19 protein-coding genes are annotated in these 25,714 nt (G+C 55.8%); 11 read left to right on the forward strand and 8 right to left on the reverse strand.

Annotated features, from left to right (window positions below):
* Nucleotides 1-163: 163 nt before the first annotated feature.
* From ACYZTU_RS08270 to ACYZTU_RS08300, 7 genes are all read right to left on the reverse strand, one after another.
* Nucleotides 164-877, reverse strand: coding sequence for an HNH endonuclease (locus tag ACYZTU_RS08270; RefSeq protein ID WP_461969324.1), 714 nt, complete (start codon nucleotides 875-877; stop codon nucleotides 164-166).
* 120 nt (nucleotides 878-997) lie between these two features.
* Nucleotides 998-1,531, reverse strand: a complete 534-nt coding sequence (locus tag ACYZTU_RS08275) for a BRO-N domain-containing protein (protein ID WP_461969326.1) — start codon at nucleotides 1,529-1,531, stop codon at nucleotides 998-1,000.
* A gap of 317 nt (nucleotides 1,532-1,848) precedes the next feature.
* Nucleotides 1,849-3,585 carry an ATP-binding protein gene (locus ACYZTU_RS08280; RefSeq protein ID WP_461969328.1) on the reverse strand — a complete coding sequence of 579 codons (1,737 nt, stop codon included), beginning with the start codon at nucleotides 3,583-3,585 and terminating at the stop codon, nucleotides 1,849-1,851.
* Nucleotides 3,586-3,598: 13 nt separating this feature from the next.
* Nucleotides 3,599-4,735, reverse strand: a complete 1,137-nt coding sequence (locus ACYZTU_RS08285; protein WP_461969330.1) for a DNA cytosine methyltransferase — start codon at nucleotides 4,733-4,735, stop codon at nucleotides 3,599-3,601.
* Between the two features lie 150 nt (nucleotides 4,736-4,885).
* Nucleotides 4,886-6,136 carry a ribonucleotide-diphosphate reductase subunit beta gene (locus ACYZTU_RS08290; RefSeq protein WP_008034875.1) on the reverse strand — a complete coding sequence of 417 codons (1,251 nt, stop codon included), beginning with the start codon at nucleotides 6,134-6,136 and terminating at the stop codon, nucleotides 4,886-4,888.
* A 527-nt stretch (nucleotides 6,137-6,663) separates the two neighbouring features.
* Complete coding sequence (locus tag ACYZTU_RS08295; RefSeq protein ID WP_461969331.1) at nucleotides 6,664-6,900, reverse strand: hypothetical protein; 237 nt, start codon at nucleotides 6,898-6,900, stop codon at nucleotides 6,664-6,666.
* A gap of 189 nt (nucleotides 6,901-7,089) precedes the next feature.
* Complete coding sequence (locus ACYZTU_RS08300; RefSeq protein ID WP_461969333.1) at nucleotides 7,090-7,353, reverse strand: DUF2790 domain-containing protein; 264 nt, start codon at nucleotides 7,351-7,353, stop codon at nucleotides 7,090-7,092.
* 472 nt (nucleotides 7,354-7,825) lie between these two features.
* On the opposite strand from ACYZTU_RS08300, the gene acs reads away from it, so the two are divergent.
* The 7 genes from acs (at nucleotide 7,826) to ACYZTU_RS08335 (ending at nucleotide 15,588) form a co-directional block, all read left to right on the forward strand.
* The gene (gene acs / locus ACYZTU_RS08305; RefSeq protein ID WP_461969335.1) at nucleotides 7,826-9,781 is read left to right on the forward strand and encodes an acetate--CoA ligase; all 1,956 of its coding nucleotides are present in this window, start codon (nucleotides 7,826-7,828) and stop codon (nucleotides 9,779-9,781) included.
* A gap of 557 nt (nucleotides 9,782-10,338) precedes the next feature.
* Nucleotides 10,339-11,112, forward strand: a complete 774-nt coding sequence (locus ACYZTU_RS08310) for an ABC transporter substrate-binding protein (protein ID WP_461969337.1) — start codon at nucleotides 10,339-10,341, stop codon at nucleotides 11,110-11,112.
* A 91-nt stretch (nucleotides 11,113-11,203) separates the two neighbouring features.
* Complete coding sequence (locus ACYZTU_RS08315) at nucleotides 11,204-11,893, forward strand: ABC transporter permease (RefSeq protein WP_458511080.1); 690 nt, start codon at nucleotides 11,204-11,206, stop codon at nucleotides 11,891-11,893.
* Nucleotides 11,890-12,588 carry an ABC transporter permease gene (locus ACYZTU_RS08320; RefSeq protein WP_131059696.1) on the forward strand — a complete coding sequence of 233 codons (699 nt, stop codon included), beginning with the start codon at nucleotides 11,890-11,892 and terminating at the stop codon, nucleotides 12,586-12,588. The genes ACYZTU_RS08315 and ACYZTU_RS08320 overlap by 4 nt, the downstream gene beginning before the upstream one ends.
* 1 nt (nucleotide 12,589) lies before the next feature.
* On the forward strand, nucleotides 12,590-13,702 hold the full coding sequence (locus ACYZTU_RS08325) for a M14 family metallopeptidase (RefSeq protein WP_461969339.1): 1,113 nt from the start codon (nucleotides 12,590-12,592) through the stop codon (nucleotides 13,700-13,702).
* 27 nt (nucleotides 13,703-13,729) lie between these two features.
* Nucleotides 13,730-14,494: an ABC transporter ATP-binding protein gene (locus tag ACYZTU_RS08330; RefSeq protein ID WP_008154324.1), complete on the forward strand. Its 765-nt coding sequence runs from the start codon at nucleotides 13,730-13,732 to the stop codon at nucleotides 14,492-14,494.
* Between the two features lie 113 nt (nucleotides 14,495-14,607).
* Nucleotides 14,608-15,588 carry a GlxA family transcriptional regulator gene (locus ACYZTU_RS08335; RefSeq protein WP_449643413.1) on the forward strand — a complete coding sequence of 327 codons (981 nt, stop codon included), beginning with the start codon at nucleotides 14,608-14,610 and terminating at the stop codon, nucleotides 15,586-15,588.
* Between the two features lie 17 nt (nucleotides 15,589-15,605).
* Here the strand turns inward: ACYZTU_RS08335 and ACYZTU_RS08340 are convergent, their stop codons facing one another.
* Nucleotides 15,606-20,321 carry a dermonecrotic toxin domain-containing protein gene (locus tag ACYZTU_RS08340; RefSeq protein WP_461969341.1) on the reverse strand — a complete coding sequence of 1,572 codons (4,716 nt, stop codon included), beginning with the start codon at nucleotides 20,319-20,321 and terminating at the stop codon, nucleotides 15,606-15,608.
* Between the two features lie 285 nt (nucleotides 20,322-20,606).
* Here ACYZTU_RS08340 and ACYZTU_RS08345 point away from each other — a divergent pair, with 285 nt between their 5' ends.
* The 4 genes from ACYZTU_RS08345 to astD all read left to right on the forward strand — a co-directional run bounded on the left by ACYZTU_RS08345 (nucleotide 20,607) and on the right by astD (nucleotide 25,623).
* Nucleotides 20,607-21,827: an aspartate aminotransferase family protein gene (locus tag ACYZTU_RS08345; protein WP_449643411.1), complete on the forward strand. Its 1,221-nt coding sequence runs from the start codon at nucleotides 20,607-20,609 to the stop codon at nucleotides 21,825-21,827.
* A 200-nt stretch (nucleotides 21,828-22,027) separates the two neighbouring features.
* Nucleotides 22,028-23,047: an arginine/ornithine succinyltransferase subunit alpha gene (aruF, locus tag ACYZTU_RS08350; RefSeq protein WP_461969343.1), complete on the forward strand. Its 1,020-nt coding sequence runs from the start codon at nucleotides 22,028-22,030 to the stop codon at nucleotides 23,045-23,047.
* 84 nt (nucleotides 23,048-23,131) lie between these two features.
* A complete protein-coding gene (gene astA / locus ACYZTU_RS08355; RefSeq protein ID WP_461969345.1) occupies nucleotides 23,132-24,157 on the forward strand; it encodes an arginine N-succinyltransferase in 1,026 nt (341 codons plus the stop codon).
* A complete protein-coding gene (gene astD / locus ACYZTU_RS08360; RefSeq protein WP_461970988.1) occupies nucleotides 24,154-25,623 on the forward strand; it encodes a succinylglutamate-semialdehyde dehydrogenase in 1,470 nt (489 codons plus the stop codon). Before astA ends, astD begins: the two co-directional genes overlap by 4 nt.
* The last annotated feature ends 91 nt before the right edge of the window (nucleotides 25,624-25,714 follow it).

Consider the following 25,714-nt stretch of genomic DNA (forward strand, 5'->3'; position numbering starts at 1 on the left):
GCCCCGGAAAGGGGCTGCGCGACGTTAACGAACGTGGCTAATCGTGGCTGTAGGACGAATCCTTGATGACTCTAAGCGTTTTCTCTTTTTATCAGGACGGCAGCGCAATCCTTACGACTCGCCGCCTTCGTGCACATGTGCCTATGAAGTTTTACAGGCCCAATCACTCAAACTTCAACCGTTCCACCTTCTGAAACAGTGAAGCAGTGAACTCATCTCGGTCACCCGAATGGTGACAACGCCGATGACAGTTCGGACACAGCGCCACGGCATTGCTCGGGCGATCCGAACCTTCCTGCGCCAAATGCTTAACGTGATGAACCTCAAGAAACGGCCTGCCGTCCTTTTCAAACGGAGCTGGCTCGCCACAGCCTTCGCATCTACCGTTAGCCTGTTGGCGAACCCAAGCTCTTACCTCAGGATCGCGAACATAAGATTTTCCGCTGGACTGAGTCTGTTCTGGTTTCTCAATCCCTTTCGGCACGTCTTTAATCGGATGTTTCTCAAGTTTGGCAGATCGCTGTTCCAGCGTTGTCTCGTCCGCTGTCGGGACAAAATCCTCAGGTGTCAAAGTATTTGGAGCGTTGAGCGCTTTTCGAATGCTTCGCGCAACATTCGCGCCGACATTCTTGGCTGGTTTGTAACCCTTGATAGGCTCTCGACCCAACTCGGTCATGATCGTAGAAATGTTCTGCATTCGAAACTCTACTGAGCTCTTGGTGCGGCCTGCTAAGAAACCTTCGCGTAGAACACGATTTTCATGGGCCTTATTGAATGGCTGACCGTTCTGCTCACGGGACCACATGCTGAGATAAGAATCGACCGCAGCCTGAATCTCCGCGTCACTCCAATCACCTTTGCTCTTTTCCGTATCCATACAATCGCCGAGGGTTGAAAACCCTCGGACGATACTGAGTGGCCATTACGACTGTCTACGAAAATTCCTACAGAAAAGACCGACGCATCACTCAATCGATCCTACAAAGACACCGCCGCACTAACTCACCGACCGCTTCGACGAATGAAACACCTCCACAACCTTCCGCCACCAAGGCTTAACCACCGGCACCCGCCGCCGCGTGCGATTGAGCAACAGATAAGGCATGTCCCGCAGCCGAATCCAGCCTTCATCCTGCCAATGCAACAGACTCAACGACATCTCCGGCCAGTCCAACAAACTCAACATCGGGCGATCCGTGTTATTCGACTGTCCTGCGTCGCGTAAGGCTGGCACCACTTGATGGGTCAACCATTCACGTAACAATCGGTGCCCTGGCGCGTAGTGATAGACCAGCAGCGCGTATACACCGGATTCGCTGAGCATCAGCCGCTTCTCCGGTTGGCCGTGGTAGTCGATCAGCAATGTGTGCCGCTGATCCTCGTCCAGTTTGCTGACCACACGATCATTCAGGTGGAAACCCATCAAGCGACCCAGATCTCGCGCGCAGAACCATGGCTGGTTTTCCAGTAGCAGGGCGTGAAGGTCTAGGTTTTGGCGGATGAAGACGGTGGGGATGAAGGGATCAGACATGACCGAACTCCCAAAAAGCGGGAGAGCGGATTGGTTGTTGTGCGGGCATATCCATTACCTCTACGAATGAATTGGATAGAGCCAGAACCCAACGTAGAGGATGTAAGAAATCCCAACAGGCAGTCTCTTTCACACAAAGTCGCGCATATGTCTTCGAGACAACATGCAGTTCTGTGTGAATAAGTCAGCTTTTACGTTGGGCGTTTCTTAGGCACCTGCAAACAACATATTCAAATAAGGATGTTGAGTCAATTTAGAAATAGGACAATTCCTTGTAGGAAAAGTCCTGATTTTAGGTGTTTATATTCTCTGTTCTTTCAATTCTCGAGAAGTGTTTGTAGCGCCTTGTAAGCATTGTTTCTAATTTGATTAACTTCGAAATGGCTAGTTAGAATGCCATCTTCGTGTATTATGCCATTTATCGTTGGTAGATCCTTTTTGAATTTACCCAATGATAGAGTTGCAGCCCTTCGGTGATCGTCTGGAAGCTTTTCAGGATTTTTAAGCAACCACGTAATCATTGTAAGTAAGTTCGGCGAGTAATGAGTTTTTTGGTTTTTTGTAAAGGTTCTATCTACGGCTTCTTGCTCCGCAAAATAGCTTTCTTTTATGTTGTTATAAAATTTATGTCTTATTGAGAATTCACGTAATGCGCATTCGAACAGAACGCGTAGTAAGATTATGGCAGTATAAGAGTGCTCCTGAATGGATATTTCTTTCGCTTCTTTTAAAAGTGATGTTGTCCGGGGGGACATTGAAATGGTATTTATCTCATAGACTAAATAATCCATTTCATTAGTGTGGATTGTATTATTTATGTTTTCGGGGTGAGTGGGCTTTTTGTCGCCGGATTTCAGATTTACTTTCGAGAGCGAACCGCTAGCTTTGGTTTTTGTTGGCTCAGGTTTAGCGAGGTTGTTATTGTTTGTAGAAGTGGATGGTGAACTCGGAGCTTGTACCTTGCGGAGCTTACGATTACTTGTGCGGTAGTCGTCGGCGAGTTCTTTCAAAAGAGTAGAGCTCGCGACATACGCCAAGTTATTCGTATTTATTCCGGTTTTCTTACTGTCCCACGGGAGGCGCGATGGATCCTCGCTTATATAATAAGCCCATCCCAAGAAGCCGTGGTATTCATTGTGCCAGCTAGTAGTCCAGCCCGTTGTTTTTGATTTGTCTGCTACAAGTATTATTCGGTCATTGCAGACAATGTACCAGCCATACTCTTTTGTTATATCGACTATTCCGGACTTTAGTGCGTCATAGTCTTTATCTATTTTTTTGATTCTGTAGTCTTGATGTAAACCTGCTTCCATGTAGATGTTGACACCTTCGAAAAAGACTTCTTTTTTCTTCTTTTCTAGGAATTTTGGGTTTCTGATTTCTGGGCCAAAAGAACCGATAGGAATACCATTGATCGAGATTTTTAACCCTTTTCTCGTGAATATTCCGTATCTCATTCTTATTTCATCGGTTGTAGATTTTAGCCAGATATCAGAACCCAGATCAGAGTAAACCTCTTTCTGTATCTGAGTTATTCTCAGCGTGTTGAATCTTTCTTTTGTTGAAAGAAGACGCTTTGCTTTAATTGTTAAGGTGCCTTTGATCGCTTTTCTGACTTCCAATTCTGAAAACTCAAGCGAAAATTGAGCATTGCCGTTGTCTGTATTTAGATTTACTTTTCCACCAAGCTTGAATATTGCTCTGTTTAACCCTACGCCATAGTGTCCAATTCCGAACGGATGCTGAGATTTACTACCTATCGTGAAAGTTTTTTTAGATAGAGTCTGCTCGTCTATTCCTGAGCAGTTATCATGAATTCTAACTTCTTTGTTGCTTATGAACACATCCACGCTGTAGCCATCATAGGATGTAGGTAAACCGAACCGATCCTTTGTAGGGTCTAGCGCTAGAAGAGTGTTCCGTGCTGCATCAATTGAGTTATCTATCAGGTCATATATGCATTCAATAGTTGTTACGTCTGAAGTTAGTCCTTTTATTACATGGTCAGGATCTGTAGAAAAGCTTACATTGACATCATTGTCTTTAGTCGGCATGGTCTAATTCCAATTAGGCGGCTAACTTGTTTTTGATTTTTTTACGAATCGCAGTCAGTATTTGAGTTGACATTGTAGGCGAGACGCTATTTCCGATCATCCTAAAAGAGTGCCAAATGGTAGGGTGAAATAAGAACCAGTCGGGAAAACCTTGTAGGCGAGCCGCTTCCCTTACTGTAATTACTCGTGGCTCGGTAGGATGTATTGGTCTCATGGCTTGATAGCTTCCTTTATCGCTACCAGTACCAGCTCTTAGCGTAGGGCAGTATCCAGTTAGATCAAGTCTAGGATAGCGGCTAATAGGCTCAGTTCTTCCCTGGATAATGCCTGAGAATCGTTCTATTACGGCTTGGGTGTGGTTCGTGCCCATTAATCCTGAGACTTCTCCTTCAGAAAGATACTGAAGTGACGTTTTGTCGCCGAGTCCTGGTGGAGGAAGCATTCGCAAAGTCTTCGCGTATTCGGATACTGCTATTTTGTTGGGGTATTTGACCCAGGTGAAGTCTTTCTTGGAGTTGGGCTTCGTGAAAAGAGGAGCAGGGAGGTCGAGGATGGCATCCGCAACTGATGATGGGGGGCGTTTAATTTCATCTAAAAGAGAGCTAAGTTCGATATCATCGATAAAGCATGGGTCGAAGCCTATTATCACAATTCTTTTTCGTGAAGTTGCCGCTCCGCAGTCTAGTGCATTGATACGCACTGGACCTATAATTTTATAGTTGTTTGGTACTGTTGAAAGCCCTTCGTTAAGTATTTCTCTGTTGCCACTATCAAGTATGCCTTCGACATTTTCCATTAGAAAAAAATATGGTCGTAGCTCGATAATTTGACGGAAAAAGTGGCCTACTAAATTGTTGCGAGGGTCGTTAGGTTGTCTTCGGCCAATTCTGCTAAAACCTTGGCAAGGTGGACCTCCGATAATTCCATCAGGGCGATTATCACCAATAATACTCTTCCAGGCAGAAGAGTCTAATAAACCAATATCAGCTTGAATGACTTTAGTGCTAGGGAAATTTAGCCGGTACGCTGACTGTAAGTCAGCATCAATATCCACTGCAGCAAGAGAGTGGAAGCCTGCTAACTCAGCACCTAGCCCCAGCCCGCCACATCCACAGAAAAGATCAATTATCGTAGGTTTGGTCGAAAGCATGTGTTTCCCTAGTTCTAATTCTGGGTATCTATTTTAGATGACGTTAAAAGTCTGAAATTAATGTGTTTTATAAAAACCACAAAGCCCCGCAGATGCGAGGCTTTGTGTGTACTTGACTTGGCTCTGTATAAGAGCATATTAAATTTTTTATCAATCCCAGCTAAGTGCACCACCGGTTTGATACTCAATAACCCGCGTCTCAAAGAAATTCTTCTCTTTCTTCAAGTCCATAATCTCGCTCATCCAAGGAAACGGATTCGTAGTCCCCGGATACTCTTCCTTCAACCCAATCTGCGACAGACGACGGTTAGCAATGAACTTCAGGTAGTCCTCCATCATCGCCGCATTCATCCCCAGCACCCCACGAGGCATGGTATCCCGAGCGTATTCAATCTCCAGCTGAGTCCCCTGCAGAATCATCTGGCTCGCTTCTTCCTTCATTTCAGCATCCCACAGGTGTGGGTTTTCGATTTTGATCTGGTTGATCACGTCGATGCCGAAGTTCAGGTGCATGGATTCGTCGCGCAGGATGTATTGGAACTGCTCGGCGACGCCGGTCATTTTGTTGCGGCGGCCCATGGAGAGGATCTGGGTGAAGCCGCAGTAGAAGAAGATGCCTTCCAGAACGCAGTAGTAGGCGATCAGGTTGCGCAGCAGTTCTTTGTCGGTTTCGACGGTGCCGGTTTCGAACTTCGGATCGGAGATCGAACGGGTGTATTTCAGGCCCCAGGTGGCTTTTTTCGCGACCGATGGGATCTCGTGGTACATGTTGAAGATCTCGCCTTCATCCATGGCCAACGATTCGATGCAGTACTGGTAGGCGTGGGTGTGGATCGCCTCTTCGAACGCCTGGCGCAGGATGTACTGGCGGCATTCCGGGTTGGTGATCAGACGGTACACGGCCAGCACCAGGTTGTTGGCAACCAGGGAGTCGGCGGTGGAGAAGAAGCCGAGGTTGCGCATGACAATGCGGCGCTCGTCGTCGGTCAGGCCTTCCGGGTCTTTCCAGAGGGCGATGTCGGCGGTCATGTTGACTTCTTGCGGCATCCAATGGTTTGCGCAGCCGTCCAGGTACTTCTGCCAGGCCCAGTCGTACTTGAACGGGACGAGCTGGTTGAGGTCGGCGCGGCAATTGATCATGCGCTTTTCGTCGACAGCCACACGGGCGGAGGCGCCTTCAAGTTCGGCGAGGCCTTCGGCGATGTCGAGGTTGTCCAGGGCAGCTTTGGCACGGGCGATGGCGGCGGAGTCGGACGCGGTTACAGCGCGGGCTTCTTGAGCAGCGACACCGCCAGCGGTGTCGAGGCGGTCCATGTTGGCTTCAGTTGCGTGGCCGGCGTTGGCGCCTTTTACCACGGTTTCGCCGCTGTCTTCTTTGTCGAATTCGTCCCAGCTCAGCATGACGTGTCGTCTCCTGCGTGAGGGCCAGATGCCCGTGTGAAAACTGATAGGTTGGTTTTTCACACGACCGTACTGGCCGCATTGGATCTAAAGGAAATCGTTTTTTGCAGCAGTACAACGCAGGCAATAAACAGAATTTTGTACGGGCGTTCTGAGGCCACTGACGGGCGCAGAAAATGTGAACAGCTTCTGCGTGGGCTTCAGACTGGCTTGTTTCCCTGTAAGGGAATATTGCAGGCCCGATTTACGCCGCATTATAGGGAAATTTTCGGCCGCGTGGTGCGACGAAGTGGCACTGAGAAGGGGAGGTAGGGGGCGTTTTTAGGCCGGAGTGAGGGTTTACAGGGCTTTGGCTGCTATCGCAGGTGCAGATTTATTTTTTATAAAATTTGGCTCACAATTATTTTTGTTCAAAAAACAATCAAAAACCGCCTTTTCCACTACATGTTGTGTTTTTAGTCGCTTTTCGGCAGCTCCAGACACAACTAAGCCCGGCCAACGTCGGGCTGTGAAGTCGTGCTCATTTATTAGCTGAAACGAGCCGCACCAACGTGATCTGCACCATCCGCAGCTACCTTGGCAGCACCGGTGCGATCGAAGCCGTCGGCAGCGACTTTGGCAGCACCGGTGCGATCAAAACCGTCAGAAGCGACAACCGCTTGCGCGGTGTAAGTACCCGAGCCAGTGCGGTCGTAGCCGTCAGCGGCGAAGGTGTTAGCGGCCAGGACAGACAGGGTCAGGGCGAGGATCAATTTGGTTTTCATGGTAGTGGCTCCAGGTTCGTTGGCGTTTTGTGCCTTGGGTGTGGAATTCATACTACGCCATATAATTTGATTAAAAAGCGCAAATAAACGCTTAAAACAATCGTATAAATCGATATGTAGGGTTCGGCGCTTCATCTGCCTTAAGTAGCGGGCCGGTGGGTCGAACCTTGGGGGTGTGGGAGCGGGTGATTAGCCTTTAGAGCAGCCGTTACCCATGAGGCTGTAGCGCAGAATGTGGCGTTGACCTTTGGAATCGTTGTATTCCATTTTCGCCGGAACAACTTCGCAGACGTTCGGGATTTCGCTCATGGAGATAACTTTGGCGATATCCAGATGGGTGGAGTAAGTGTATTCCTCGATGGCGGGTTGTTGCTGCGCGACATCAGTCGGGACCTCGTCTGCCATGGCGGTTGCGCATAGGCTGCTGAGGGCCAGAACTAATAAAGCTTTCATTTCAAATTTACCTTTGAGAGGTCGAGTGGGGTCACGCAACCTTTTTGGGGTTGCGTGTGGAACTTAAGTACTGGTTTTGGATTAACTGCCTTCGTGGGGGCTGCAACTGGGTTAATCACGTTGCCTTGTTGGCGAGGCTGATTTTAGGCGGGGGGGCTGCATTCATATAGGTGGGCTTTTGATAAACACCTTTGACAGATTTCGTAACAATCCCCGGATACCTTTTGTAGGAGCAGGCTTGCTGGTGATGTTGGTGACGTGGTTTTTCAGGTAGACCGCGTTATCGTTCTTCGCGGGCAAGCCACGCTCCCACAGGGGTTGCGTGATATTCAGGGAGTTCGTTCCAGCCTTATTTTGTGGTTATCACGATAATTTGTAGGGGCTTGTTACTACCATCGTCGAATGGTTCTATAGGCCCAGCCCGGCTACAACTGGGTCATACAAAAACAACTATTCCACCGAGGTAAGAAAGATGAGTGCGGCTTCTCTGTATCCCGTTCGTCCCGAGGTTGCGGCCAACACGTTGACTGATGAGGCGACCTACAAGGCCATGTACCAGCAGTCCGTCGTCAACCCGGACGGCTTTTGGCGCGAGCAAGCCAAGCGCCTCGACTGGATCAAGCCTTTCACCACGGTGAAACAGACTTCCTTCGACGATCACCATGTCGACATCAAATGGTTCGCCGACGGCACCCTGAACGTTTCCTACAATTGCCTCGACCGTCATCTGGCCGAGCGCGGTGATCAAATCGCGATTATTTGGGAAGGGGATGACCCTGCCGAAAGCCGCAACATCACCTACCGCGAGCTGCATGAGGAAGTCTGCAAGTTCGCCAACGCCCTGCGCGGCCAGGATGTGCATCGCGGCGACGTGGTGACTATCTATATGCCGATGATCCCCGAAGCCGTGGTCGCCATGCTGGCGTGTACCCGGATCGGCGCGATTCACTCGGTGGTGTTCGGTGGTTTCTCGCCGGAAGCCCTGGCCGGCCGGATTATCGACTGCAAATCCAAAGTAGTGATCACTGCCGACGAAGGTATTCGTGCCGGCAAGAAGATCCCGCTCAAGACCAACGTCGACGACGCGCTGACCAATCCGGAAACCAGCAGCATTCAGAAGGTCATCGTGTGCAAGCGCACCGGTGGCGACATCAAGTGGAACCAGCATCGCGACATCTGGTACGAAGACCTGATGAAAGTGGCAGGCACTGTGTGCGCGCCGAAAGAAATGGGTGCTGAAGAAGCGCTGTTCATCCTTTATACCTCCGGCTCCACCGGCAAACCTAAAGGTGTGCAGCACACCACCGGCGGTTACTTGTTGTACGCGGCGATGACCCACGAGCGCGTTTTCGACTACCGTCCGGGCGAAGTCTACTGGTGCACCGCCGACGTCGGTTGGGTCACTGGCCACACCTATATCGTCTATGGCCCCTTGGCCAATGGCGCGACCACCTTGCTGTTCGAAGGCGTGCCGAACTACCCGGACATCACCCGGGTGGCGAAAATCGTCGACAAGCATAAGGTCAACATTCTCTACACCGCCCCTACCGCAATCCGCGCGATGATGGCGTCGGGCAAGGCTGCCGTTGAAGGCGCCGATGGCAGCAGCTTGCGTTTGTTGGGTTCGGTCGGTGAGCCAATCAACCCGGAAGCGTGGGACTGGTACTACAAGAACGTCGGTCAGTCTCGTTGCCCGATCGTCGACACTTGGTGGCAGACCGAAACTGGCGCGACCCTGATGAGCCCGCTGCCGGGCGCGCACGCGCTCAAGCCGGGTTCTGCTGCACGCCCGTTCTTCGGCGTGGTGCCCGCGTTGGTGGATAACTTGGGTAACATCCTCGAAGGCGTGGCCGAGGGCAACCTGGTGATTCTCGATTCTTGGCCAGGCCAGGCGCGCACGCTGTATGGCGACCATGACCGCTTCGTCGATACCTACTTCAAGACCTTCCGTGGCATGTATTTCACCGGTGACGGTGCGCGTCGTGACGAAGACGGTTACTACTGGATCACCGGCCGCGTGGATGACGTGCTCAACGTGTCCGGTCACCGCATGGGCACCGCCGAAATCGAAAGCGCGATGGTCGCCCACCCGAAAGTCGCCGAAGCGGCGGTGGTCGGTGTGCCGCACGACATCAAAGGGCAGGGCATCTATGTCTATGTCACGTTGATCGGTGGCGAAGAGCCGAGCGAAAAACTGCGCCTGGAGCTGAAAAACTGGGTACGTAAAGAGATCGGTCCGATTGCCTCGCCGGATGTCATCCAGTGGGCACCGGGCCTGCCGAAAACGCGTTCGGGCAAAATCATGCGCCGGATTCTGCGCAAGATTGCTACGGCTGAATACGATGGGTTGGGGGATATCTCCACCCTGGCGGATCCGGGCGTGGTGCAGCATTTGATTGATGAACACAAGATCATGAACGTCGCTTAACCCGCCGTTCCTGAGTCATCGAAGCCCCGCCCGGAATTACGCCCGGCGGGGTTTTTTCGTACTGATCGGGGAGCCAATAATTATCGGCTTCACCTGTAGGCGATTTCCCACTGTTACCCGCCACTCTTCAAGTAACTGAATGTGTAACCGTTCGCTCCCATACGGGGCATTGGGAAACGCAAAGCCCCGACATCAGGCCTCTCCAACCGCCATAAAAAAGAAGACCCAACGCTACACTTGCCGGATTAGAAGGGTTTGCCAATAATAGGCCCGCAATTTGCAGCATAGATCGGTTAACTGTCTTTTTCTCCTGCATGAAATTGCAAGGCTGTCAACGCGCCCAAACGACTTTCTCGGTGCTTGTGTAATTAGTTGTCGCATTGAAGAAATATCGGCTTCGGGCCTGTCGTTAGAATGCCGATCACTCGCTCGTTGTTGCTCGCGTTGAAAAAAACACGCGATTCCTACGACGCAGCATCGCTTTGCGGTTTTACTCACTCGCATATTGGGCTGTCGCTCACTCTGCCGTTTTAGCCCTTTACCGATGGAGTCCCAAGATGAAGAAACTCGTGCTGCTTGGCGCCCTGGCACTGTCCGTGCTGTCCCTGCCGACTTTCGCCGATGAAAAGCCTCTGAAAATTGGTATCGAAGCGGCCTACCCTCCGTTCGCTTCCAAAGCGCCGGATGGCAGCATCGTTGGTTTCGACTACGACATCGGCAACGCTCTGTGCGAAGAGATGAAGGTCAAGTGCGTATGGGTCGAGCAAGAGTTCGACGGTCTGATCCCGGCACTCAAAGTGCGCAAGATCGACGCGATCCTGTCGTCCATGTCGATCACTGAAGACCGCAAGAAGTCCGTGGACTTCACCAACAAGTACTACAACACCCCGGCTCGCCTGGTCATGAAGGCCAGCACTCCAGTCAGCGACAGCCTGGCTGAGCTCAAGGGCAAAAACATCGGCGTGCAACGTGGTTCGATCCACGAGCGTTTCGCCCGTGAAGTCCTGGCCCCGCTGGGTGCCGAGATCAAGCCTTACGGCTCGCAGAACGAAATTTATCTCGACGTCGCTGCCGGCCGCCTCGACGGCACCGTGGCAGACGCTACGCTGCTAGATGACGGTTTCCTGAAAACCGACGCCGGCAAAGGTTTCGCCTTCGTCGGCCCGGCCTTCACCGACGTCAAATATTTTGGCGATGGCGTGGGTATCGCCGTTCGCAAGGGTGACGCGCTGAAAGACAAGATCAACACCGCGATCACTGCCATTCGTGAGAACGGCAAGTACAAGCAAATCCAGGACAAGTACTTCGCCTTCGATATCTACGGCAAGTAATACGTCCCGGCGACAAGTCCGAAATGGCGCAAGCAACAGGATCTCTGAGGTTTGCGCCATTTTTTCATCCCAACTTTCGAGGACCTGAATCATGTTGAAAGGCTACGGGGCTGTCATCCTCGATGGCGCATGGCTGACGCTTCAGCTCGCCTTGTCGTCCATGGTCTTGGCCGTTGTTCTGGGTCTGATCGGCGTTGCGCTGCGTCTGTCCCCGATTCGCTGGCTGGCCTGGCTGGGCGACCTGTATTCCACAGTTATCCGCGGTATTCCCGACCTGGTGCTGATTCTGCTGATTTTCTACGGCGGTCAGGACCTGCTCAACCGTGTCGCGCCGCTGCTCGGTTTTGACGACTACATCGACCTGAACCCGTTGGCCGCCGGTATCGGCACCTTGGGCTTCATCTTCGGTGCGTACCTGTCGGAAACCTTCCGTGGCGCCTTCATGGCAATCCCGAAAGGTCAGGCAGAAGCCGGCATGGCGTACGGCATGAGCAGTTTTCAGGTGTTCTTCCGGGTGTTGGTGCCGCAGATGATTCGCCTGGCGATTCCGGGTTTCACCAACAATTGGCTGGTACTGACCAAGGCCACCGCGCTGATTTCGGTGGTGGGTCTGCAAGACATGATGTTCAAGGCCAAGCAGGCGGCAGATGCTACCCGCGAGCCTTTCACCTTCTTCCTCGCAGTGGCGGCGATGTACCTGGTGATCACCAGTGTCTCGTTGCTGGCATTGCGTCACCTTGAGAAGCGCTACTCGGTAGGCGTAAGGGCGGCTGATCTATGATCTTCGACTACAACGTCATTTGGGAGGCCTTGCCGCTGTACTTCGGCGGTTTGCTGACCACCCTCAAATTGCTCGCGCTGTCGCTGTTTTTCGGCCTGCTGTGCGCCTTGCCGCTGGGTTTGATGCGCGTCTCCAAGAATGCAGTCGTCAATTTGACGGCTTGGCTTTTCACCTACGTGATCCGCGGCACGCCGATGCTGGTGCAGCTGTTTTTGATCTACTACGGTCTGGCGCAGTTCGAAGCGGTGCGTGAAAGCGTCTTTTGGCCGTGGCTGTCCAGCGCGACGTTCTGTGCGTGCCTGGCCTTCGCCATCAACACCAGCGCCTACACTGCGGAAATCATCGCTGGCAGCCTGCGGGCCACGCCGAACGGCGAGATCGAAGCCGCCAAGGCGATGGGCATGTCGCGCTACAAAATGTACCAGCGCATCCTGCTGCCGTCGGCCCTGCGCCGGGCGCTGCCGCAGTACAGCAACGAAGTGATCATGATGCTGCAGACCACCAGTCTGGCCTCGATCGTGACCCTGATCGACATTACCGGTGCCGCGCGTACGGTCAACGCTCAGTTCTACTTGCCGTTCGAGGCGTACATCACGGCGGGTGTGTTCTACCTGTGCCTGACCTTCATTCTGGTGAAGCTGTTCAAACTGGCCGAGCGCCGCTGGCTGGGCTATCTGGCCCCGCGGAAGCACTGATATGGAACGCATCGATCATTCATTGCCGTGGAGTCACCTGGGCAGCGAACGCCAGATTTCGGTGTTCCGCTTCGGCAGAGGCGAACGCAAGGCTTACATCCAGGCCAGCCTCCACGCCGATGAGTTGCCGGGCATGCGCACGGCCTGGGAGCTGAAAAAGCGCCTGACCGAACTCGAAGCTCAAGGCTTGCTGAACGGTGTGATCGAACTGGTGCCGGTGGCCAATCCACTGGGCCTCGGCCAACTGCTTCAGGGCAATCATCAAGGGCGTTTTGAGGCGGGCAGCGGCAAGAACTTCAACCGGGATTTCGTCGAGCTGAGCGAGCCAGTGGCCGCTGCGCTGGAAGGGCATCTGGGCGATGATCCGCACGCCAACATTCGCTTGATCCGTCAGGCTATGAGCGACGCATTGGCGGCATTGCCGCCGGCTGCGAGTCAGTTGCAAGGCATGCAGCGAATTTTGCTCAGCCATGCCTGCACCGCTGATGTCGTGCTGGATCTGCACTGCGATTGCGAAGCGGCGCTGCACATGTACGCCTTGCCGCAGCACTGGCCGCAGTGGCGTTCGCTCGCCGCGCACCTGAATGTGAAAGTGGGTCTGCTGGCGGAAGATTCCGGCGGCAGCTCCTTTGACGAAGCCTGTTCGCTGCCGTGGTTGCGTCTGTCGCGTCAGTTTCCTGATGCGCAGATTCCCTTGGCCTGCCTGGCGACGACCATAGAACTGGGTGGTCAGGCCGATACCGGTCGCGCCGAAGCCTGTGCTTACGCCGAAGGCATTCTGGCGTTCCTCGCCGAACAAGGCTTGATCAGCGGCGAATGGCCAAAACCTGCGCAGGACGCGTGCGAAGGCCTGCCATTCGAAGGCACCGAATTGCTGTTCGCGCCGCACCCTGGCGTGATCAGTTATTTGCGTAAACCCGGTGAATGGATCGAAGCCGGCGACGAGATTTTCGAAGTGATCGATCCGTTATCGGATCGGGTCAGCACGGTGTGTGCTGGTACGTCCGGGGTGCTGTTTGCCATTGAACGGCTGCGTTATGCCCAACCCGGTTTCTGGCTGGCCAAGGTGGCGGGGCGCGAAGCGCTACGTCACGGGCGCTTGCTCAACGACTGACTGACTGTTTTTGTGAGAACCGACCGCATGTACAAACTTGAAGTCCAAGACCTGCATAAACGCTATGGCAGTCACGAAGTGCTCAAGGGCGTGTCCCTGAAAGCGGCGGCTGGCGATGTGATCAGCATCATCGGCTCCAGTGGCTCCGGCAAAAGTACTTTCCTGCGCTGCATCAACCTGCTGGAGCAGCCACACGCGGGCAAAATTTTGCTCAACAACGAAGAGTTGAAGCTGGTCGCCAACAAGGACGGCGCGCTGAAGGCGGCCGACCCGAAACAGCTGCAACGCATGCGTTCGCGGCTGTCGATGGTGTTCCAGCATTTCAACCTGTGGTCGCACATGACCGCGCTGGAAAACATCATGGAAGCGCCGGTCCACGTACTCGGCATGTCCAAGGCCGAAGCCCGCGAGAAGGCCGAGCACTACCTGAACAAGGTCGGCGTGGCTCATCGTAAAGATGCTTACCCGGGCCACATGTCCGGCGGCGAACAACAGCGTGTCGCGATTGCCCGTGCGCTGGCGATGGAACCTGAGGTGATGCTGTTCGACGAGCCGACCTCGGCGCTCGACCCGGAACTGGTCGGCGACGTGCTGAAAGTCATGCAGGCCCTGGCGCTGGAAGGCCGGACCATGGTGGTGGTCACGCACGAAATGGGCTTCGCCCGTGAAGTGTCGAACCAGCTGGTGTTCCTGCACAAAGGTGTCGTCGAAGAAAGCGGCAACCCGCGTGAGGTGCTGGTCAATCCACAGTCTGAACGCTTGCAACAATTCCTCTCGGGCAGCCTGAAGTAATCGCTCCCGTTACGCACCAAATTAGGTCATGCTGCGCACCGCGCGCCAAATGGTCTAATTTGGTTGCAGCCGCTTTCGGCTTCTAACACTGTTTTCGTTTCGGATTGCCCGCCATGACTGCCCATCGAATTGGTTTCCTGATTTGGCCCAGCACTAAAGCACTGACGCTTGCGCTGGCTGAGGAAGCCTTGCGTGTTGCCCAGCGTGTGCATCCGGACGTTGTCTACGAACTGTCGTTTTTGCAGGCCGAACCGCCGACCGAAGGTGCCTGGCAATTGCCGGGTGAGCCGTGGGCCGGCAAGCTCGAAAACTTCCAGAAACTGTTCCTGCTCGCCGACGAGCCACTGACCTCACTCGCGCCGGCGCTCAGCAGTTCGCTGAAACAACTGGTGCGTGCTGGCTGTGTGATCGGTGGTTTGTCTGCCGGTGTTTACCCGTTGGCTCAACTGGGTTTGCTCGACGGTTATCGTGCTGCCGTGCATTGGCGCTGGCAGGACGATTTCACCGAACGTTTCCCGAAAGTCATCGCCACCAGTCATCTGTTCGACTGGGATCGCGACCGTCTGACTGCGTGCGGCGGCCTGTCGGTACTCGACTTGCTGCTGGCCGTGCTGGCCCGTGATCACGGCGCCGAACTGGCGGGTGCGGTATCCGAAGAACTGGTGGTCGAGCGCATCCGCGAAGGCGGCGAGCGCCAGCGTATTCCGTTACAAAACCGCTTGGGCTCCAGTCATCCGAAGCTCACGCAAGCCGTGTTGCTGATGGAAGCCAACATCGAAGAGCCGCTGACCACCGACGAAATCGCCCAACATGTGTGCGTGTCCCGTCGGCAGCTGGAGCGGATCTTCAAGCAATACCTCAACCGCGTGCCGAGCCAGTATTACCTGGAACTGCGCTTGAACAAGGCCCGGCAGATGTTGATGCAAACCAGCAAATCGATCATCCAGATCGGCCTGTCGTGTGGCTTCTCTTCGGGGCCGCATTTCTCCAGCGCCTACCGCAACTTCTTCGGCGCCACGCCGCGGGAAGATCGCAACCAGCGGCGCAGCAGCAGCCCGTTCGAATTGTCGTCGGTGCCGTCCGAGCGTGGGTGATTCCTCACAGGCGCGCCTTACTCGTCGACTTCAGACCCCTGCGAAGACGAAATTTGCATTTCGCCGCGATTGATCACGTCTTCCACGCCGAAATCCACCCCCGTATTCTGGTAGTAGTCGATCAGTCGTAGCAGGGCTTGCTCGGTAAACGGATTGCCTCGAAGGCTAATGTTCTCCGCCACGTCCACCGGTAATTCCATGATGTCACTCGGCACGTCGGTGATTGCGTTGGCGCTCAGGTCTGCCCAATCCAGCTCGGTGAACTTCAGCAAGCCGTTGGGTATGTCCCTGATTCCGGTGTCATGCAACAGGACTGTAGCGAGGTCCGGCATCTGGCTCAGATCAGGTGTCTGCCCCAGCGGGTTGGAGCTCAAGTTGAGGTAATCGAGGTGCTCCATTCCTGCCAACGCGTTTGCCGACTCCGCAGACAAACTGATGCGGCAATCGTGCAGCATCAGCGAACGCAAGCGGCCCATCGTAAACACGGCATCAGGAATGCCGCCCAGGTCACACTCGCGCAGCCGCAGACTTTTCAGATTGGGGAACGACTTCAGGAATTGTCCAATGCGCGTCACGCCATCGGAACTTTCCAGTTCCAGCGCCGACACATGCTTGAAGTCAGCATTGAGGGTGGGAAGCTCCCCGTTGATCCGCGGGCTGATGATCAGTTCGAAGGTTGGCTCAAGTGCGTCGCCGAAATCATCCTGGTCCGTCTCAATACGCCAGCATCGCTCCAATAACTGTTTGAATTCGTCACGGTTGGCGTGCTCGATAAGCCGTTGCTGTTCACTGAACGGTTCACCGGTTTGTGGGTGCAGAGGCGGCAAGTCGGCTGTCCACGCAGCCAGATCGATGCTCAGTTGGGCGAGCTCCGCTTCCAGCCTTGTCAGCTCTATCCGGCCTTCTGCCAATGTTCCCGGCAGCTCGTACACATAGCCGCTCGCCTCTTCGTCTTCCAGGCTTGGAAAAAGCGCCCTGGCTCGCGCTATATCTGCATCGGGTGCGCTAACGCCCAGATCGTAGGAGGTCTCGAAGTACTGCTGCTTGATCAGTTCCCGTGCCTGGTCGCTGAGCGGGTTCTGCGAAAGGTGCACGCCGCGTTGCTCATACACCGGGCTGTCGAACAATCCGGTAGGCAACTCACTGATGTTGTTGTTCATCAACATGAGGGTGTTGAGCCTGGCATGTTGCAAGGTACTGGTGGGTATTTCCGTCAGCCCGGTATCGCTCAGATCCAGATGAACGAGGTCGGGCATTGATTCAACACTGGGTACGCCTTCCACCGGATTTCGGTAGAGATCCAGCATGACCATTTTTTTCATTGAGGACAGTTTTGACCAGGCGACGGCATCGAAATTGATTCCGCAATCGCTGAGGATCAATGTTTCCAGGTTCACCATTTGCCCGATGGCATCGGGAAGCGTACCCAGGGTAAAACGGCGTAATTCCAATCGGCGAAGACCGGTGAAGTGCTGCAAAAAGCCAGGCACCCCATGCACGGCATGACTGCCGTCGAGGACAAGCGACGACACGTGGCTGAAATCGGCCGTCAGGTTCGGCAGGTCGCCCGGGATCGCTTCAGCGAATCGCAGCACATACCGCTCGGTGCCATCCGGCGCATCGAGGTCGCGCTCGGACTGTCGTCGCCAGCTGCGCTGGATTTCCTGGGCCAACAACTGCCGATTGTGGCGCACTGCCTGTTGCTCCAGATCGCTCAGCGGGAGCCCGGTTTCACGGTGGACGGTGGGGGCGTCACTTGTCCAGCGCTGAAGATCCCCATGCAGTACGTGGAGTTCACTGGCCAGGCGTGAAAGCTCCATGCGAGGGCCGTCGGGGTGACGTTGTAGCTGGGAGACGACGGAGCGCAGCTGTTCCTGAGTCAGGCTGGGATAAACCTCGCGAACCCTGTCATCAAGCGTTGGTGTAGATCGGTTGCTGCGACCGTAACCCTGCGTGCCACCGGGCAGGCGCATGGTCGTCGGGTCATAGAAGGGTTTTCGACGCGGGTTTTTTGCGAACAGCGTGCGCAACTGCGGTCTATTCACCGCGTGTTCGGCAATGCGTTGCTTGAGCACTTGGCTGTCTTCGGCGCCAAGACCCAGCGCAGCACGCTCGGCCTCCGGCAACGCCTGCAGAAGGGCGTGATAAAAATCGCCGGGTTGCTCATTGTTTTCATGGGCCTGATAAGTGCCGTCGTCTGCCCGAACCAATGTTTTGGGGATTGGCGTGTCGGGCTGGCCAATGCTGTCGCGCAGTGAGCCGTCATAAGTGAAATCCCTGACTTCGATGCGCAGACCAGGAGGCCAGCCGGGCAACGATTCAAGGCTATGCAACGCCAGTCGATGAGTGTCCGTCGTTTCCATGTCTTTCAGATAAAACCCTTCATAGGCTCTGGCCACACGCACCGCCTCCATGGCTTTGACTGCCACATCCTTGAGGCGTTGAGGGATTCGACCGTTGTGCAGCTGCATCAGCTCGGTGCCGGATGCGTTGCTCACCAGTTCTTGTGCAATATCTGTCGGTAGTCCCTGAATTTCGCCAAGCAGTAGCCGGACCTGACGGTCATCGGTTTTTTCAAGTTCGCGGTAGCGAGATTCGAACAGCGACAGGCGATGGTTCAGTGCCTGATAGCGTTCGGGATGGTCACTATCGGCCTGTTCAATCAACGCCTGAATATCACGATCGATTTTGAAGCGCTTGATCGTGTCGGTCAGCAGCGAAGGCGGGCGATGGTTCTCGACGTGAATCTCGCGCACTACATTGTCGTGGAAGCCACTGATGCGCAGGATCTGTTCGCGCTCGGCACTGCTGAACGACTCGACGCTGTGGCCGAGGCGACGCATCACGGTTTCCCGGTCCCACGTCAGGGGTTGGTCCAGCACTGTCTGCCAGGCGCCATGATTGTTGTGACGCAGGGGTGGCTGATAAGCATCGGCCCGGTGCGGATGCTGGATTTGAAACCGGCCAGTCTCGCTATCCGGTTGTACGCCATAGAGTTTGTCTTCGAGGCGCAGCAGTGCTTTGCCCTCATGCTGATACAGGCCTTGCTGATCGGGTTTGGCTTCGGTTGGCAACGTGACTGATTGCTCGTAAGGCGCGAGATCCGGCTTCCAGTACCGGGTTCGGCCCCCGGCAGTTTTGACGGTTTGGAGCGGCGAAATCAGCGCTACTGCTTCGCGAGACAACAGGCGGTTGAACGCACCGGCAGCCATGGCGCCGCCCACCGCAAATGTTCCAAGCTGAGTCACCGTCTCTACGATGCTCATCAAATGCCCGAAAGCTTCGGTTTTCAGGCTTTTTGCCCAGTCGACAATGCCTTCGAAGGTGTCGTCCAATACCTGATAGGCCATGTAGGCCAGCATCAACTCACCCATCAAAGGAACAAATGGCAGGGCAATGAACGCTGCCACTTCAAGAATCGCGGTGGCGATTTTGCTGAAGGCGTCCCATAACGCCCATCGCGCGTTTCGATCAGCGCTGGCGGTGGAGACGGCAAGGATTCGCGCATCATTGAGGATCTTGTTCATTTGCTGTTGATACAGGTGAGTCCACAGGCCTGTTTTGATCGGGCTCACCGAAAACTGCAATTTGGGCTCGTTGACTGGTGTGTCTCGCCAACTGGGCAGGGGATCACCGTGCTCGCGCTGATGCCAGGTAACGGTGCTGAGACGCCGGTTGAGATCGGCGAAAAAGTAAGCTCTTTCTTGATGACCGACGAATCGGCTGAAGAACGCCTGGTAAGCGGGGGAGTGCAGCTTGCGGGTCAGCTCTGTCAAGAATGCCTGTGCGTCAGGGTACTGTTGGAGCGGATGCTGCGGGTCGTCGGGGATATAGACAATGATCCGCCTTGCTTGCTGTGAGCGCTCAAGTCTCGGCGCAAAAATGACGATGCCAGTCAACAATGAAGACATCATCGTCAGGTAATGACACTCCATTGGCTGGCCATCCAGCCGCATACCCGCGCGGCCTTGCGCGATACCGAGAATCGAACGGTAAGCGTCGATCGGCAGGTCTTCCCGAATGTGAGCCAGTTGCAAGGCTGTTTGCAGGGCAGCTTTGTGCGTCTTGATGATCTTCGATTTCACCATCGCGCCGGCCACCGGATTGGTCAACCCCAGATTATCGTTGAGGTACGCCTCGTACTGACCACCGATATCCAGTTCCCGGCATAACCGGGTAAAGCTCTGTATAGAAAGTTGGCGTTTAATCGTCGGCAACGTATTGAAGTGACCGGTCGGCGAGGGCTCGGTGATAAACGTCGAAGCGGGCTCGTAAGCGTCCGGCTCGGTTTCTGAAGGCTGAAAATTGTGCAGGGCTGCATCGAGCAGCGATACCGTCCAGGTGCGCGCGGCGCCGGATTTTATCGGGAACCACGGGATGTTCTGAGGAACGTACAGACGCAGGAAAGTGGCCTTGACGTCCAGGTTGAGGCCGAAGCGGGTTCTCAATGCGTCGCTCAGAAGCGGTTCGGCGAAGTCCCGGGCGTTTTTCAGTTTATTCAGCATCGCCTCCAGGCGATTGCGCAGGGTCAAGTGTTCCCCGTTGGCCAATTTCAGCGATTGATGTTGCTGACGGGTTGCAGTGGTATGCCAGTCAGGGAATTCCAGCGAGGCGCTCTTTAGCGCGCTGAGCGTCTCAGGCGATGCTTTCAATACCCAGTCGGGCAGATTTTTGAACGCATGGTGATAGTGCGCGTCCGGTTGAGCGGCAAGCTCAAATTCGTGGTGATTCATCGCTAGTCCTTTAGCGTTTGGATGGAATCCAAGGAAAACAGACGAAGAAGGGCTGTGTGCGGTACATATTTAACGCACCGGTTTACAAGCCTGCCTATAACCTGTGTCGCCGGTTTAAACTGCGCCTTTGCGACGCTATATGTCGCATTGCCGTAAACCCGGCTGAAACCGGGGTTTGCGTTATAAGAAGTTGTCGCTTGGCGGCAAGGCCGGGCTGAAAACTGTCCTTACAATCCTCACCAAGCTCGCCAGTTTCAGGCGAGTGTTCCTCATCAGGAGACTCCGATGTCCGTTGAGCACGCTGCGGTACAACGCGCCGATTTCGACCAGGTAATGGTTCCCAACTACGCGCCTGCCGCTTTCATCCCTGTGCGTGGTGCCGGTTCCCGCGTCTGGGACCAGTCTGGCCGCGAGCTGATCGACTTCGCCGGCGGGATTGCCGTTAACGTATTGGGCCATGCGCACCCGGCGCTGGTCAGTGCCTTGACCGAGCAGGCGAACAAGCTGTGGCACGTCTCCAACGTCTTCACCAATGAGCCGGCCTTGCGCCTGGCGCATAAGCTGATCGACGCTACATTTGCCGAGCGTGCGTTCTTCTGCAATTCCGGCGCCGAAGCCAACGAGGCCGCCTTCAAGCTGGCCCGTCGCGTCGGCTTCGATCGTTTCGGCAGCGAGAAGTACGAAATCATCGCCGCGCTCAACAGCTTCCACGGCCGTACGCTGTTCACCGTGAACGTCGGTGGTCAGTCGAAGTATTCCGATGGCTTCGGTCCGAAGATCACCGGTATCACCCACGTGCCGTACAACGATCTGGCCGCGCTGAAAGCCGCCATCTCCGACAAGACTTGCGCCGTGGTCCTAGAACCAATCCAGGGCGAGAGCGGCGTCATCCCGGCTGAGCTCGAGTACCTGCAAGGTGCCCGCGAACTCTGCACCGCGCACAACGCGCTGCTGATTTTCGACGAAGTGCAAACCGGTATGGGCCGCAGCGGCAAGCTGTTCGCCTACCAGCAGTACGGCGTGACGCCGGACATCCTGACCAGCGCCAAGAGCCTGGGCGGTGGTTTCCCGATCGCGGCGATGCTGACCACCGAAGACCTGGCCAAACACCTGGTCGTCGGCACCCACGGCACCACATATGGCGGCAACCCGCTGGCGTGCGCTGTCGCTGAAGCCGTGATCGACGTGGTTAATACCCCTGAAGTGCTGGCCGGCGTCAACGCCAAGCACGACAAGTTCAAGGCTCGCCTGGAACAGATCGGCGAGAAGTACGGCCTGTTCACCCAGGTCCGTGGCATGGGCCTGTTGATTGGTTGCGTGCTGAACGATGCCTGGAAAGGCAAGGCCAAGGACATCTTCAACGCCGCTGAAAAAGAAGGCCTGATGATTCTGCAAGCCGGCCCCGACGTGGTTCGTTTCGCGCCAAGCCTGGTGGTTGAAGACGCTGATATCGATGCCGGTCTGGACCGTTTTGAACGCGCTGCGGCCAAACTGACTCAAGCCTGATAGACCGTCGACGCCTGACATTTCAGGCGTCGAACCCATTTTTATGCCGGACCCGCTCTCTGTAGGAGCGAAGCTTGCTCGCGAAGGGGTCGTGTCAGCCACCGTCATCAACGGCTGACACACCGCCTTCGCGAGCAAGCTTCGCTCCTACAAGGGTTCGGCTTATTTCCCTCAAAAGAGTTTTGAAAAGGAGTGACACCATGCTGGTGATGCGCCCCGCGCAAATGGCTGATCTGGGCGAGGTACAGCGTCTGGCTGCGGACAGCCCGATTGGTGTCACTTCCTTGCCGGATGACGTTGAACGCCTGAGCGACAAGATCGCGGCAAGCGAAGCCTCGTTCGCCGCCGAAGTCAGCTTCAACGGTGAAGAGAGCTATTTCTTCGTCCTCGAAGACACCGCCACCGGCAAACTGGTGGGCTGTTCGGCCATTGTTGCGTCGGCCGGTTATTCCGAGCCGTTCTACAGTTTTCGTAATGAAACCTTTGTGCACGCCTCCCGCGAGCTGAAGATTCATAACAAGATTCACGTGCTCTCCCAGTGCCACGACCTGACCGGCAACAGCTTGCTGACCAGTTTTTACGTGCAGCCTGAGCTGGTGGGTTCGGCCTGGTCGGAGCTCAACTCCCGTGGTCGCTTGTTGTTCGTGGCCAGCCATCCGGAACGCTTTGCCGATTCCGTGGTGACCGAGATCGTCGGTTACAGCGATGAAAATGGCGATTCGCCGTTCTGGGATGCCATCGGCCGCAACTTCTTCGACCTCAACTACGCCGCTGCCGAGCGTCTGTGCGGTCTGAAGAGCCGGACGTTCTTGGCTGAGCTGATGCCGCATTACCCGATCTATGTGCCGCTGCTGCCGGACACCGCTCAAGAAGCGATGGGCCAGGTGCACCCACGGGCGCAGATCACCTTCGACATCCTGATGCGCGAAGGCTTCGAGACCGATCACTACATCGATATTTTCGATGGTGGCCCGACCCTGCACGCCCGCGTTTCGGGCATCCGTTCGATCGCCCAGAGCCGTGTGGTCCCGGTGAAAATCGGCGAGCCGGTCAAAGGCGCCGGTCGTCAGTACCTGGTGGCCAACGCGCAGTTGCAGGATTACCGCGCGGTATTGCTCGAGCTCGATTACGCGCCGGGCAAACCCGTGACCCTGGATCTTGACGCGGCCGAAGCCCTGGGCGTCGGTGAAGGTGCCAGCGTGCGCCTGGTGGCGGTTTGACGACTGCTGCCACGCCTGGAAAAGAATGCTTAGAAAGCAGCGAAGTTTCACGGGTGGCGCAAGCGGCCCGTTTGAGGAGATAGCATGATCGTTCGTCCCGTACGCAGCAGCGATTTACCCGCTCTGATCGACCTGGCCCGCAGCACTGGCACTGGCCTGACCACGTTGCCGGCCAACGAAGAACGTCTGGCCCATCGGGTCGGCTGGGCCGAGAAGACCTTTCGCGGCGAAGCCGGGCGGGGCGATGCGGACTACCTGTTCGTACTCGAAGACGATGACGGTCGCGTGGTGGGCATTTCCGCCATCGCCGGCGCCGTTGGCCTGCGTGAGCCTTGGTACAACTTCCGGGTTGGCCTGACCGTCAGCGCTTCCCAGGAACTGAACATCTACCGCGAAATCCCGACGCTGTTCCTGGCCAACGACCTGACCGGTAACTCCGAGCTGTGCTCGCTGTTCCTGCACGCCGACTACCGCACTGGCCTCAACGGTCGCATGCTGGCCAAGGCGCGGATGCTGTTCATCGCCGAGTTCCCGCAGCTGTTTGGCAACAAGATCATCGCCGAGATGCGCGGCATGTCTGACGAAGCGGGGCGTTCGCCGTTCTGGGAAAGCCTGGGCCGACACTTCTTCAAGATGGAATTCAGCCAGGCCGATTACCTGACCGGTGTGGGCAACAAGGCGTTCATCGCTGAATTGATGCCGAAATTTCCGTTGTACACCTGCTTCCTGTCGCCGGATGCGCGCAACGTGATCGGACAGGTTCATCCGGACACCGAGCCGGCCCTGGCCATGCTCAAGAGCGAAGGCTTCAGCTATCAGGGCTACGTCGACATCTTCGACGCCGGTCCTGCTGTGGAGTGCGAAACCGGCAAGATCCGCGCAATTCGCGACAGCCAGGCGCTGGTGCTGGCCATCGGCACGCCGGGTGACGACGCCACACCGTTCCTCATTCATAACCGCAAGCGCGATGACTGCCGGATCACTGCTGCTCCTGCACGTTTCGCCGCCGGCACGCTGGTGGTCGATCCGCTGACTGCCAAACGTCTTCAACTCAACGCCGGCGATCAAGTGCGCGCCGTTCCGTTGTCCGCTGCCAGGGAGTCGAAATAATGAATTCGCTATACATCGCAGGTGAATGGCTGGCCGGTCAGGGTGAAGCCTTTCAGTCACTGAACCCGGTCACTCAGCAAATGTTGTGGACGGGCGAGGGCGCTACTGCCGCTCAGGTTGAATCGGCCGTGCAAGCCGCGCGCCAGGCATTCCCGGGCTGGGCCCGACGTACCCTGGAAGAACGCATTACAGTGCTGGAGGCGTTTGCCGCCGCGTTGAAGAACAACGCTGACGAATTGGCTCGCACCATCGGTGAGGAGACTGGCAAACCTCTGTGGGAAGCGGCGACTGAAGTCACCAGCATGGTCAACAAGATTGCCATCTCGGTGCAGAGCTACCGTGAACGTACCGGCGAGAAGAGCGGCCCGCTGGGCGACGCCACCGCCGTGTTGCGCCACAAACCACACGGTGTGGTTGCGGTGTTCGGGCCTTACAACTTCCCTGGCCATTTGCCAAACGGTCACATCGTGCCGGCGCTGCTAGCCGGTAACAGTGTGCTGTTCAAACCAAGCGAACTGACGCCGAAAGTCGCTGAGCTGACGGTCAAGTGCTGGATCGAAGCCGGTCTGCCGGCAGGCGTGTTGAACCTGCTGCAAGGCGCTCGCGAGACCGGTATCGCCTTGGCGGCGAACCCGGGCATCGACGGTTTGTTCTTCACCGGTTCCAGCCGCACCGGCAATCATCTGCACCAGCAGTTTGCCGGTCGTCCGGACAAGATTCTCGCGCTGGAAATGGGCGGTAACAACCCGCTGGTCGTTGATCAGGTCGCAGACCTCGATGCCGCCGTTTACACCATCATCCAGTCGGCGTTCATTTCTGCCGGTCAGCGTTGCACCTGTGCCCGCCGCTTGCTGGTGCCGCAGGGCGCCTGGGGCGACACACTGCTGGCGCGTCTGGTGGCGGTCAGCTCGACGATTGAAGTCGGCGCGTTTGATCAGCAACCGGCGCCGTTCATGGGCTCGGTGATTTCCCTTGGTGCTGCGAAAACCCTGATGGATGCGCAGGAGCATCTGCTGGGCAACGGCGCCGTGGCGCTGCTGGAAATGACTCAACCACACGCTCAAGCCGCCTTGCTGACCCCAGGCATTCTGGACGTGACGGCCGTGGCTGATCGTCCTGATGAAGAGCTGTTCGGCCCGCTGCTGCAAGTGATCCGCTACGCTGATTTTGAAGCGGCGATCGCTGAAGCCAACGACACCGACTATGGCTTGGCGGCCGGTCTGCTGTCGGATTCCGAAGCACGTTATCAGCAGTTCTGGCTGGAAAGCCGTGCTGGCATCGTCAACTGGAACAAGCAGCTGACCGGTGCGGCGAGCAGCGCGCCATTCGGCGGTGTCGGCGCCTCGGGCAACCACCGCGCCAGCGCCTACTACGCGGCAGATTACTGCGCGTACCCGGTTGCTTCGCTGGAAACGCCGAGCCTGACCTTGCCTACCGCGCTAACCCCGGGCGTGCGCATGTCGTAAGGCCCAATCGCGGGCAAGCCCGCTCCCACAAGGATTGCGCAAAACCTGTGGGAGCGAGCTTGCTCGCGATAGCCGCGACTTGGTCTCAAAG

Source organism: Pseudomonas sp. HLT2-19-2 (assembly GCF_054898005.1).

Bases quoted from the DNA above. Each gene is read 5' to 3' on its own strand.
- ACYZTU_RS08270 (WP_461969324.1), bottom strand. From the start codon at position 877: ATGGATACGGAAAAGAGCAAAGGTGATTGGAGTGACGCGGAGATTCAG.
- ACYZTU_RS08275 (WP_461969326.1), bottom strand. From the start codon at position 1,531: ATGTCTGATCCCTTCATCCCCACCGTCTTCATCCGCCAAAACCTAGAC.
- ACYZTU_RS08280 (WP_461969328.1), bottom strand. From the start codon at position 3,585: ATGCCGACTAAAGACAATGATGTCAATGTAAGCTTTTCTACAGATCCT.
- ACYZTU_RS08285 (WP_461969330.1), bottom strand. From the start codon at position 4,735: ATGCTTTCGACCAAACCTACGATAATTGATCTTTTCTGTGGATGTGGC.
- ACYZTU_RS08290 (WP_008034875.1), bottom strand. From the start codon at position 6,136: ATGCTGAGCTGGGACGAATTCGACAAAGAAGACAGCGGCGAAACCGTG.
- ACYZTU_RS08295 (WP_461969331.1), bottom strand. From the start codon at position 6,900: ATGAAAACCAAATTGATCCTCGCCCTGACCCTGTCTGTCCTGGCCGCT.
- ACYZTU_RS08300 (WP_461969333.1), bottom strand. From the start codon at position 7,353: ATGAAAGCTTTATTAGTTCTGGCCCTCAGCAGCCTATGCGCAACCGCC.
- acs (WP_461969335.1), top strand. From the start codon at position 7,826: ATGAGTGCGGCTTCTCTGTATCCCGTTCGTCCCGAGGTTGCGGCCAAC.
- ACYZTU_RS08310 (WP_461969337.1), top strand. From the start codon at position 10,339: ATGAAGAAACTCGTGCTGCTTGGCGCCCTGGCACTGTCCGTGCTGTCC.
- ACYZTU_RS08315 (WP_458511080.1), top strand. From the start codon at position 11,204: ATGTTGAAAGGCTACGGGGCTGTCATCCTCGATGGCGCATGGCTGACG.
- ACYZTU_RS08320 (WP_131059696.1), top strand. From the start codon at position 11,890: ATGATCTTCGACTACAACGTCATTTGGGAGGCCTTGCCGCTGTACTTC.
- ACYZTU_RS08325 (WP_461969339.1), top strand. From the start codon at position 12,590: ATGGAACGCATCGATCATTCATTGCCGTGGAGTCACCTGGGCAGCGAA.
- ACYZTU_RS08330 (WP_008154324.1), top strand. From the start codon at position 13,730: ATGTACAAACTTGAAGTCCAAGACCTGCATAAACGCTATGGCAGTCAC.
- ACYZTU_RS08335 (WP_449643413.1), top strand. From the start codon at position 14,608: ATGACTGCCCATCGAATTGGTTTCCTGATTTGGCCCAGCACTAAAGCA.
- ACYZTU_RS08340 (WP_461969341.1), bottom strand. From the start codon at position 20,321: ATGAATCACCACGAATTTGAGCTTGCCGCTCAACCGGACGCGCACTAT.
- ACYZTU_RS08345 (WP_449643411.1), top strand. From the start codon at position 20,607: ATGTCCGTTGAGCACGCTGCGGTACAACGCGCCGATTTCGACCAGGTA.
- aruF (WP_461969343.1), top strand. From the start codon at position 22,028: ATGCTGGTGATGCGCCCCGCGCAAATGGCTGATCTGGGCGAGGTACAG.
- astA (WP_461969345.1), top strand. From the start codon at position 23,132: ATGATCGTTCGTCCCGTACGCAGCAGCGATTTACCCGCTCTGATCGAC.